Origin of the sequence: Hyella patelloides LEGE 07179, assembly GCF_900659865.1 — a bacterium.
GTDB classification, from domain to species: domain Bacteria; phylum Cyanobacteriota; class Cyanobacteriia; order Cyanobacteriales; family Xenococcaceae; genus Hyella; species Hyella patelloides.
This window is the reverse complement of record NZ_LR213840.1, coordinates 16,308-27,096: the sequence shown is the minus strand read 5'-3', so window position 1 is coordinate 27,096 and position 10,789 is coordinate 16,308. Positions and strand designations below refer to the sequence as shown.

The following is a 10,789-nucleotide window of genomic DNA, read 5'->3' as shown; positions in this document are numbered from 1 at the left end:
TTTGAAGACTATAAATAGTAGCGTTGTAAGAATCGGCAATTGTCCCAATTTCATCTTCGGTTACTTTTGCCCGAATTGTTAAGTCTCCTTGAGAAATGCGATCTACTTGCTGCAATAATTCAAAAGCTCGCTGTTGTAAGTCTTCTTTGGCTTGTTTTTCCCGCATTTGGGCATCTTGTTGCTGTTGCAAAAAATCTAAGCGATCTAGAGTAACACTAACTTGGTTGGCTATTTGTGCTAAAAAGTCAATCTCCGATTGTTGCCAAAGTCGATCGCTAGAACTACGATGAGCGGTAAGTAAACCTACAAGTTGTCCTTGCTGTCTGACTTTTGCAATCGCAAGTGCCCTGAAAAAAATAGTTTCTAGTTTATTGATTTGGGAAGCAGTCAACACGGGAATGCTTCCCTCATTTCCTCCCGTCAACTCAGCCCCATGAATATCATCAACTGCCACGATTTCTGATTCGGGATTTTGTGTGATGTATTCCTCAAGAAAAGCAGATTCATAAATGTCTTTGCCGATCTGAGAAACCGCTTCTGCAATAAAAGATTCAGCAACTATTTGATTTTGCCCATCGCCTTCGAGACTGTAATAACTAACTCCATCTACAGCTAAACCAAATCTGGCTTGAGTAACGGCAATATCCCATAATGACTCTTTCTCTAATACAGTGTTTAAAGCGATTACAGTTTGTTTAACAACATCTGTTTGTTGGGCTAAAAGCTGTTGTTCTTGCACAAAGTCTTCTAACTGCATTGCCATCAGGTTAATATTGTTTGTCAGTTGCGATATTTCATCTTTGCCTCCTACCGTGATGCGAGCTTTTAAGTTACCTTCGCCAATTTCTTCTACAGTTTTAGCAGCAGCTAAAATAGGGCGAGTTGCCAAGTTAGCCAAATAATAGGCGATCGCTCCTACGAAAATAGCGATCGCTAGAGTTCCTAAAGTATAAATCTGCCCTAATCTTCTTTGAGGAGCAAAAACGATGCTACTATCAGTAGCAATCAGAGCCTGCCAATTGAGACTGGGTAAATCTGCAAGTTGCTTTGCAGGGGCAAAAGCAATAAACTGTTGAATTTGATTAGTCTGATTTTTTACAGAGTTGATAGTGAGAGGAAGATCGCTATCTAGTTGTGAGGAGATTCCTGAAAATACTTGCTCGACATTAACTGCTTTATAGTCAGCAGTTTGCTCTTGAGTGGCAGTTTGATTATTGCTCTGGGTTTTAATGGCATAATTCCCTGTAGAACTCAAAAATATTGCGCCTGTGTCATCTAGTAAATAGTATTGATCTCCTTCGGCGGTAAAGTCTTGAAGGATTTCTTCCAGTACTGCCACGGGTATTCTGGCACGAATCACCGCAATTGTTTTACCCGTCACCTTATCTTTAATTGGTGCAGCAGTATAAACGCTATAAATCCCTGACGAGGTAGAAATTCTTGGTTGACTTAATACTGCACTATTAGTTTTTAATGCAGCTTGAATGTAACCTCGGTTAAGATGATTTCCTAAAGGCTTATCCCCAGTTTGAGCAATCACATCTCCTTTGAGGTCAAAAATGCCAATACTATTGTAAATATCGTAAGTTTCTTGGATTCTTTCTAAAGTAGCAGCTTTTTCTACAGAGGATATTTGATTGCGCAATTTGGGATCGGTTAAGATATCCAGATTTGCCATGATCTGAATATCTTGAAAACGTTCCCGCATAAACAGATTGACTTCATTTCGTAAATCAACTGCTAACCTCTTTCTGACGGTTGCAATTTCCTTGGAGATTGAGTTATCCGCAGCCCAATAAGCAACCAAACCTAAAGTTGCTGTGGGTAATGTGCCTAAAGCGATCGCTAGTGCCATCGCTTTCCAACGGATACTCTTTTTTTGCCACCAACTAGCCCCAAAAAAAGCTGGCTTTTGCTTGGGAGTAAACAGAGTATTTTCTACGTTCTCAATCTGAGGCAAAGTTCTAGAATTAACTAGATTATGTTTTGGAGAGCTATTTTCGGGAGAAGTCTTAACCATAATTACTATAGGATTATTTAGGAAAGCTACAAAAGATTGACGAACACCTCCGCGCTTAACATAGGCGCATCTGGTAGCGCGAGTCGTGACGCTAGTTGACTTTAAACTGAGCAACACTTTCTTGTAACTTTTGAGCTACAGTCAGTAATTCTTTGAAAGAGTCAGAAACTTCTTCTGCTTCTGTGGCAGTACGTTGAGAAATCGCAGCTACTTGAGTCATTGTTTTGGTAACTACTTCTGAATCTTGAGACTGTTCTACGGTGGCTTCTGCGATCGCTCTAACTAAACTATCAATCTGGCTACTGACATCGGCAATCTGAGTCAGAGAAGAACGAGTTTCGTCTACTAATTTTGTTCCTACTACTACTTGTTCTGTCCCCGATTCCATTGCTGCTACTACTTCGTTGGTTTCCGATTGAATTTCTGCTACTAGAGACTCAATTTCGGCAGTAGCTTCTGCTGATTGTCTAGCCAGAGAACGAACTTCATCGGCAACTACCGCAAAACCTCGTCCTTCTTCTCCTGCATGGGCAGCTTCAATAGAAGCATTTAACGCCAGCAAGTTAGTTTGATCGGCAAAGCTACTAATCAGATTGACTACTTTGGAAATCTTTTGGGATGATTCTCCAAGACGTTTTACTTTTTTCGCCGTTTCTGCTACTGTCTCGCGAATTGCTCTAAAGCCGTCCACAGTGCGGTTCATTACCTCATCCCCTATTTTTACGGTTGCTGAAGCTTGGCGAACTGCGATTTCGGCTTCTTCTGCGTTGGTTGCGACGACTTTAATGGAATTTGCCATCGCGTTAATTCTTTCGATAGCGGTACTAATTTCTGTTGTTTGTTCAGAAGCACCCTGGGATAATTCTTGAACAGAAACCTCTTTTTCGGTAGTGGTATTAGACACCAAGGTAGCTGAGGCTTTTACTTGGGTTACCAGTTTACGCAGACTTTCAATCGTCGCGTTATAAGAATCGGCGATTGTACCAATTTCATCTTCTTTAACCCTGGCACGAATCGTTAAATCTCCTTGGCTTACAGGGTCTACTTCCATTAGTAACTCTAAAGCTCGATGCTGAAGATTTTCTTTTGCCTGACGCTCGTTTTCTTGGGCAATTTGCTGTTGCTTTAAGAGATTAATTTTTTCTAAAGCGTTACCCGATTGGTTAGCTATTTGTTCTAACGTATCGATATCAATATCTTCCCATTCCCTAGTGTTATGGCATTGATGGGCAATTAGTAAGCCAGTTAAAACTTCTCCTCTCAAGACAGGAACTACTAAATTAGCTTTAACTTCAAAAGGTTGTAGCTGGGACAAATGACATTCGGTTAATCCTGCTGCTTCAATATCTGCTATGGCTTGTATCCTACCTTGCTGATACTTTTCTACGTAGTTTTCTGCAAAACAAGGGTCGTAAATTTCTGCTCCTAAAGCCGAAGAAAATCCTTCTTTGAGAGATTCTGCAACAATCTTACCCTGCCACTGTTCATTAAATATATAGTAAATAGCACGATCGCATTCTACCGCATCTCTAGCACTATCCACCATCGCTTGATAAATTCCCTCCGAATCAATAACTTCCCCAATCCGAAAAGCAATTTCTTTCAAAATGCGAGAGCGTTTAGCGTCTTCTCTTAAGCGTTTTTCGTTAGTTTCAATCGAATCTGCTAACACATTAAAGGTACTACCAAGTAAACCCACTTCATCATTGCTATAAACCGTGGCTCTAGCTGTCATGTTACCCTCGGCAAATTCTTGAGTCACCTGTTGCAAATCTTGAATTGGTTCGGCGATCGCTTTTCCTAAAATACGAGTTAAATAGATAATAATACCCATAACTAGCACTGCTAACCCAGCCTGAGCTAGCAAACTGCTTAATAACACAGAAGAGCTAGATAAACTACCGTATATAATAACAGCGATCGCTTCTCTTTGATTGTTAGGAATTGCTTTGGCTGCTAAGGTGTAGCTTTCACCATCAATCTTTGTTTGAGCGGTAACTATTTCACCCAAATTAGTAACTGCTTTTTCAATAATTTGCCGATCTGATAAAGGAACAAAAGTCCCTACTCCTTCCTCTATAGTTTCGAGAAAAGAAGTGGCTAAAGTGTATTCTCCCGTGGATTCTCTCAGATAAACAGCACTATAACCTTGATTGTCTGTAAAAGCTTCCACAGAATTTTGCGCTATAGGTAATTTTTGATTAACAATATCTCCTGAAATCAAAGCTCCAATAATTTCTTTACCTTGGCTATCTTTTACAGGAGTTACCGTATAGCGAATTAGAGCGTTTTCTTCCTTAAAACCTTCAGGTAAAGGGGGTTTTTCTTTGACTATTTCTGACCAGGTAACTATTTCGCTACTCTTAATTTGTGTTCCTGTTTTTAAAGCTTGACTAACTAAATTATTAGGATCGAAAGTTTGACCTGTCCGCTCTTGGTTAGCACTAACTATAATTTTTTTATCCGTACCAACTAAAGTTGCATATTCAATCTGACGAGCTTTAATTTCATTTTGGAGAATGTTCTTAATTTGTGTCCGTAAAGTCGTCGGTATTTGCTGATTATTTTGATAATTTGTCGCTGCGGTAATAATTGCCGAGTTATCAGATTGTCCTCGAAAACCAAACCCCATTTGATTGATTTTAATATTATACTCAATATCAGTAACAGCTAACTGGGATTTTACCTGATCGACCCGTTTGTTTTTTAAACCATTACGGAGAATAAACCCACCAAAAATAACGACAACTGCTAAAGAACCGATACTAAACCAAGATATTAAGTTAGTTTTGGCATTAATCGGCAGATTGTAGAGTTTTTGTTCAGGAGAAATATCTTTTTGATTACCCATTTTACTGTTAATTATTTTGCTTAATAGGGATTATCTGTTGATTAGTCGTTTAATTATTTAAGAATTAATAAAAATAAAAATTTTTAATATTTAAGGTATTAAAAGTATTGTTGAATCAAATAAATATAATAATTAAGATTGCGATTACAGTCATTATCAAGTTAATTCATAGCATTAATAATAGAGTTGCCATCCAGTACTAAAATCATTTCTCCTTCAGGTTTTAGCCAGTATCCAGTGACAAAGGGAGCTAAAGTAGGCGTAACTGCCGAAGGTGGTGGTGGCTGTATCAGATTGGGGTCACACCATTCAATATCTTCGACACTATTAATAATTAAACCCAGGCTTTTTTTCTGCATACTCTTAGCTTTTGAACCGCTAGGATAAGATAAAATAACCACAGTAGAATTTGTACTATTAATTCTTTGTTCTTGCCACGTATTTAGCCCCAATAAATGCCCTAAATCTGCTGTCCACAGAATTTCTCCCCTCCAGTTATAAACTCCCATAATCCAGGGAGGCATTTGAGGAATGGCAACTATTTTGTTGAAAGATACTTTGAGAACTTCTGTAATTTGCTCAATGGGTAACATAATGGTGGTTTCTGGTTCGAGATAAAAACGCAAAAACTGTTTTCTTTGAGCGAGTTTTATTGGAGTATCTGATACAGAATCAATAAAATTTTGTTGCATGAGCTGCTCTGATAAGATGATTTGTCAACTTTTTTCTTATCCTATTAGTTGCTTGACTATTCGCACTAATTCTTCTTGATCTACTGGCTTGGAAATATAGGCATCAGCACCCTGTTTTTTACCCCAGAATTTATCCATATCAGTACCTTTAGTAGAACAAAGAATAATCGGAATTTTACTGGTGTTTTCTGCACCTTTAAGTTCACGACAAACTTCAAAACCACTACGTCCAGGTAAAACTACGTCTAACACTATAATATCTGGTAGTTCTGCTGCAATTTTTTCTAATGCTTCTTCGCCACTTGTAGCAATCGAAATATTAATGCCTATTTCTTTTAAACAACCAGTAAGTATTGCTCTTTCCGTAGAAGAATCATCCACAATCAGGGCGTTGCCCATAATAATTACCTCAACCTATAATTAAACAGAATTTTTAGAAGTCGTACTTGCTTACGTTAGTAATATTTAGAGTTCCCTTTACGTCACAAGAACTTAACAGCATTTGCTGAAATTTAAGGATTGCTTTATTTCGTAAATAAGCTGGATTACTACGATCATTAATGACCGATAAGTTTTGCCACAATTACACATTTTGCTTGAGATACTTATTCACTGTATCAACCACAATTTCGCGGTTAATTGGTTTACTAATAAAGTCTGTAGAACCAGCCATTTTTGAACGCACGCGGTCAATAATACCGTCATTTCCTGTCACAATGACAATCGGTGTATTCTTAAAGAAAGATAGTTTGCGTAATTGAGTACAAATTTCATAGCCATTGGTATTAGGCATGATTAAGTCCAGAAAAATTAAGTCTGGCTTACGACTCAAAAGAACAGCGATCGCTCTTAAACCATCCATTTCACTGACGAACTGATATCCCGCAGAAGTTACAATCTGTTCCATAGTCTGGCAAATTGCTGGACTGTCATCAATACAGGCGATTAAAATCCGATGGGGAGTAATAGCTTTAGACAGTTTGTTAGCAAGGGGAGGAGATACTGGTGGCGGTATATCATTAACATTAACTAGCTGTACCAAACCTAACTGCACATAAGGTAGTAAAGAGCGTGTAACTGTAACCACATCTCTTCTCATGCGAACACTCAAATCCCGAAGAGTTTGCTGTCCATCTAATAGTTGACTGAGATTTTGAAACACTTGAGGAGAAGTTCTTTTTTTTAAAGCTTCTGGCTGCCGAATTACAGGAGACAGATCGGGAGAGCGATCTGCCACTTTAGCCGATTGCCAGGCGTGCCATAGTTTTCCAGCCTCATTGATGATTTGCTCTGCTTCAATTAGAGCTAAACGAGTCGATAACAAATTGTCTTTAACAGTTTCGCAAAAAACCTCCATCGCCTGAGTAACATCAAATAAGACTTCAATAACAGTGGCTTTGATTACCCTGGCTGCTTGTTCGCGAGTAATTTTATTTTGGTCAATCCACACCGATAACAACTTATATTCCCAAGAAATGCGACAGGCTTCTTCAGGAATTTTGGTTAGTTCTGCTTGAATTTCATCAAAATGAGCTAATCTTTGGGGACAATAAGCTACAAGATGTCTGCGCCACCGTCTGACGGGATGATTCCCTCCAGTAGCGTAAACGATTCTCCCTAAATACATATAAAAAACCCAGGAAGTATCTTGAGCATCTGAGATCGCCAATTGACCGCTAAATTTATCCTTTTTGAGAGATTCAAAAAACTCTAATTGCTTAATAGCAGTAAATTGTTGAATTCGGGTGCGAGTATGACTAATTCCATCTTTGGCAGTCGTCATTGCGAATTTCCTATCTAAAATAAAAACAATTGTGACTGAAGACTCCGTCATATGTTTTAAAGACGAGGTTTCAGTCATCGCAGAGTGCGATAAGTTGATGCTATCCCTTTAAATAGAGTTCCCGAAAACGTTTTAAAAGTCACATTTCGGGCAGAGAAACTTATTTTTTCTTCATTGATGATATTAATTTTGGAGGATCGAGTACAAATAAAGGGGGTAAATCGGGAAGTTCAATAATTTCTGAAGTTACACATTGAATATTTCCGCGATCTAAATAAGCTTCTGGTAAAGGCTTGAAAGCAGAAGTTTCCACTCGATACATTGTAGGCTGAGAGTCAATAGGTAAACCAATTCGATGATTATTATCATCTTGTAGAATCAATAAATAACGCTGTTGGCTGATATCGAGGAAATCTTCTCCAACAGAATTAGTTGGCTCTGGTTCTGATACAAGAGGAGTGCGATCTCTAAAAATTTGCTTGACAACATCAATAACTAATAATTCTTGTTCTTCGTAGGTGGTAATGCTAACCCCTGTATCATGAGGATCTCCATAAACTTTACCCAAGGGAACTACTTTCTGAATTGCCAAAATTGGTAAAGCAAACCATTCTTGATAAAGTCGAAAACCAATCATTTGTGCTACTGCTTGGGCTTTTTTATTTGCTATTCGCCGAGAGCGAAGTGTGGAAAAGATGGGCATGATTTAAGAGATGAGGGATGAAGGATGAGGAAGCAAGGAAGCAAAGGAGCAAAGAAGCAGAGGAGATAGGGAAACAACGAACCACTAACCACTAACCACTAACCACTAACCACTAACAATTAAACAGTAAAGGTATCTACGGAAGATTCTAGTTGTTGGGCAATTTTGACTGTTTCTTCGAGAGATTCCGAGACGTTTAAAGAAGCATCAGATGTGCGCTGAGAAACATTAGCCACTTCTTCCATTAGTGTCGTCACAGTTTGAGAAGTTTCAGCCTGAGAAATGGTAGCAGAAGAAATTGACTGTAAGAGTACATCGATTTGCTGAGATACTTCGGCAATTTTATCGAGACTACTTTTAGTATTTTGTACTAAACGAGTTCCTTCTACCACCTGGGAGGTACCAATTTCCATTGCAGCAACTACTTCTTGGGTTTCTTCTTGAATGTTTTCCACAATCTCTTCAATTTCTTGAGTTGCTTCCGCGCTTTTAGTTGCTAATTCCCCGACTTCTTCTGCTACTACGGCAAAGCCTCTACCTTCTTCTCCTGCGCGGGAAGCCTCGATACTAGCGTTGATAGCGAGTAAGTTAGTTTGCATCGCAATTTGATTAATTAGAGAGACTACCTTAGAAATTTCTTGAGAAGATTCTCCCAGACGTTTTACTTTTTTTGCGGTGGAAGCGATTGTTTCTCGCAGTTGTAGAATACTGTTTACAGTTTCTTCAATGGCTTGTCCTCCACTTTCTGCGGTTACAGATGCAGTGTGGGATACTAGAGCAGCTTTTTGAGCATTATCAGCTACTTCTTGGATTGATTGAGTCATCTCTGCTACTTGATTGAGAGCTTGACTAATTTGTTCTGTTTGTTGGAGAGCTTCTTGAGCAACTTCTTCAATAGCAGTTTCATTATTACTAATGGAAGAGTTTACTTGAGTACTGGTGACTTTTACTTGAGCAACAATATCTCTCAGACTTTCGATAATGGAGTTAAAGAAGTCTGCGACAATCCCAATCGTCCCATCAGTCATATTGGCTCTAACAGTTAAGTTTCCGTTTGAAACTTCTTCGATACTGGAGATAAATTGAAATAATTCTTGTTGCAGAGATTCATTATTTGCTTTTTGTTTTTGAATAATTTGTAATTGAGTAGCAAGGGTTTCTTTGGTTGTTTGCTCTGTTTCTTGGATTAATTTTTTAATCCTTTGAGTCATTTGATTGAAAGCAAAACTGAGTTGACCTATTTCATCTTCTGATTTAATGTCAATTTGAGTATCAAGTTCTCCTTGAGCAACTTTTTGGGCTGCATACTGCAATTGTGTTAGAGGTTGAGACACCTTTTTTACTTGCCAATAAACTAATCCTATTGTTAAGGCAACACCGCCCAATATTGCTAAAATAGTCTTCCTTTGTAATGATGCTAGTTCTTTGAGAAATATTTCCTGAGACTGTTGTTCGTCTAAAAAATTAGTTTCAATTTCGGCTAAAGCTATTCCTTGTTGGCTTAATTTACTAGCAAAGTTATTAAATTTATTAATTAGTTGGGAATACTGAGCAGGATCGAATTTTTGCCCGCTTTTTGTGACCTGTTCGTAAGTGGTAATTAAAGCTTTTTCTGTAGCTTGTAGTTGATTGTAGTTTTTCTGAGCTTCGGTGATAATTGTTTGGGATTTTCGATCTTTAACATTAGTTTCTAAAATAGCAAGTTGCTCTCCGAGAAATTCAGTTTTTGAGATCGCTTTTTCTCGATCGCTTGGCTCATCTAAGGTCAGATATAACATCATCTTTCCTTCTGCTTTTTGGGCGTAGCTACTCATATTAGTAGCAGCTTTAACCGTAGCCCTAAATGATTCATCAATCTTTTCCAATTGGCTGACAATTTTTTTTGTGGTAGTTAAACTGTATAACCCAGTAGAGCCAAAACCGATGACTACTATTGAGTTAAGTAAAATTAGTTTATTGCCGATTTTCATAATAATTTAAGATAAGTTATTCGCTACAGTTAAACTTTTTGCATAAATTTGACAACTATTTTAAAACCAGTTATAAGAAATATAAAATATTAAAAACATCGATAAAAGAATCTTGATTCATATTAAAATATTTATCAAAACTAATATAGTTATTTATAAAAATAAATTAAAGATCTCTTTAAAGTAAATCAGAAACTATCAAACTATTATTACTCATTACCTATTACTTAACTCTGTAAAAGAGGAGAATTAATAATTGCTTCGGCATCTAAAACCAACAAAACATTGCTTGCTTCGAGAACACAACCTTGGAGATAAGGAACAAGTCCAGGAGCAACATTACCTACAGGAGATTGAATATCTTCTACAGAAAAGCGAATTACACCTTTAATAACAGGTACAACCACACCTAAAGCAGTTTCTTGAGTACGAATAATAGCTAAATTGTATTCTTGGAGACTGCGATCGATGGGTGGCATTTCTAATAATTGAGATAAATCCACCACCCAAAAGATACGACTACGCTGATTGAGTAAACCAAAAACACAGTCTGGCATATTGGGCATAGGGGTAACGCGATCGCGTTTGAGGCTTAAAACTTCTTGAGCATTTTTCATGGGCAAAGCAGCAGCAATATTTTGACCTAGTTCTAGTCTGAGATAAGGCTTTTGAATACTGGTTGGTCTGCTATCAACCTCTTCAACGGGAAGGATGGTATCCATACTGAGTTAAAATCGTTAGTTATCGAGAGCGATCGAGAATAGTACTCA

8 protein-coding genes are annotated in these 10,789 nt (G+C 37.9%); all 8 read right to left on the bottom strand.

Annotation, left to right across the window (positions count from 1 at the left end; translation table 11 throughout):
* Positions 1–2,020 (bottom strand): HAMP domain-containing protein (locus H1P_RS13600; RefSeq protein ID WP_144867975.1); only part of this gene is annotated, 2,020 nt, incomplete at its 3' end.
* A gap of 91 nt (positions 2,021–2,111) precedes the next feature.
* Positions 2,112–4,871: a methyl-accepting chemotaxis protein gene (locus H1P_RS13595; protein ID WP_246141677.1), complete on the bottom strand. Its 2,760-nt coding sequence runs from the start codon at positions 4,869–4,871 to the stop codon at positions 2,112–2,114.
* A gap of 161 nt (positions 4,872–5,032) precedes the next feature.
* Positions 5,033–5,563, bottom strand: a complete 531-nt coding sequence (locus tag H1P_RS13590; protein ID WP_144867973.1) for a chemotaxis protein CheW — start codon at positions 5,561–5,563, stop codon at positions 5,033–5,035.
* A gap of 36 nt (positions 5,564–5,599) precedes the next feature.
* Complete coding sequence (locus H1P_RS13585) at positions 5,600–5,962, bottom strand: response regulator transcription factor (RefSeq protein WP_144867971.1); 363 nt, start codon at positions 5,960–5,962, stop codon at positions 5,600–5,602.
* Positions 5,963–6,146: 184 nt separating this feature from the next.
* Positions 6,147–7,346 (bottom strand): response regulator, encoded by a 1,200-nt coding sequence (locus tag H1P_RS13580; protein WP_144867969.1) that lies wholly within the window; start codon positions 7,344–7,346, stop codon positions 6,147–6,149.
* A gap of 160 nt (positions 7,347–7,506) precedes the next feature.
* On the bottom strand, positions 7,507–8,049 hold the full coding sequence (locus tag H1P_RS13575; RefSeq protein ID WP_144867967.1) for a chemotaxis protein CheW: 543 nt from the start codon (positions 8,047–8,049) through the stop codon (positions 7,507–7,509).
* A 119-nt stretch (positions 8,050–8,168) separates the two neighbouring features.
* On the bottom strand, positions 8,169–10,019 hold the full coding sequence (locus tag H1P_RS13570) for a HAMP domain-containing methyl-accepting chemotaxis protein (RefSeq protein WP_144867965.1): 1,851 nt from the start codon (positions 10,017–10,019) through the stop codon (positions 8,169–8,171).
* Between the two features lie 227 nt (positions 10,020–10,246).
* Positions 10,247–10,741 carry a chemotaxis protein CheW gene (locus tag H1P_RS13565; RefSeq protein WP_144867963.1) on the bottom strand — a complete coding sequence of 165 codons (495 nt, stop codon included), beginning with the start codon at positions 10,739–10,741 and terminating at the stop codon, positions 10,247–10,249.
* Positions 10,742–10,789: the final 48 nt, after the last annotated feature.

What these genes read in the sequence shown, in the direction of transcription:
- H1P_RS13595 (WP_246141677.1), bottom strand. Translation starts at nt 4,871, where the DNA reads ATGGGTAATCAAAAAGATATTTCTCCTGAACAAAAACTCTACAATCTG.
- H1P_RS13590 (WP_144867973.1), bottom strand. Translation starts at nt 5,563, where the DNA reads ATGCAACAAAATTTTATTGATTCTGTATCAGATACTCCAATAAAACTC.
- H1P_RS13585 (WP_144867971.1), bottom strand. Translation starts at nt 5,962, where the DNA reads ATGGGCAACGCCCTGATTGTGGATGATTCTTCTACGGAAAGAGCAATA.
- H1P_RS13580 (WP_144867969.1), bottom strand. Translation starts at nt 7,346, where the DNA reads ATGACGACTGCCAAAGATGGAATTAGTCATACTCGCACCCGAATTCAA.
- H1P_RS13575 (WP_144867967.1), bottom strand. Translation starts at nt 8,049, where the DNA reads ATGCCCATCTTTTCCACACTTCGCTCTCGGCGAATAGCAAATAAAAAA.
- H1P_RS13570 (WP_144867965.1), bottom strand. Translation starts at nt 10,019, where the DNA reads ATGAAAATCGGCAATAAACTAATTTTACTTAACTCAATAGTAGTCATC.
- H1P_RS13565 (WP_144867963.1), bottom strand. Translation starts at nt 10,741, where the DNA reads ATGGATACCATCCTTCCCGTTGAAGAGGTTGATAGCAGACCAACCAGT.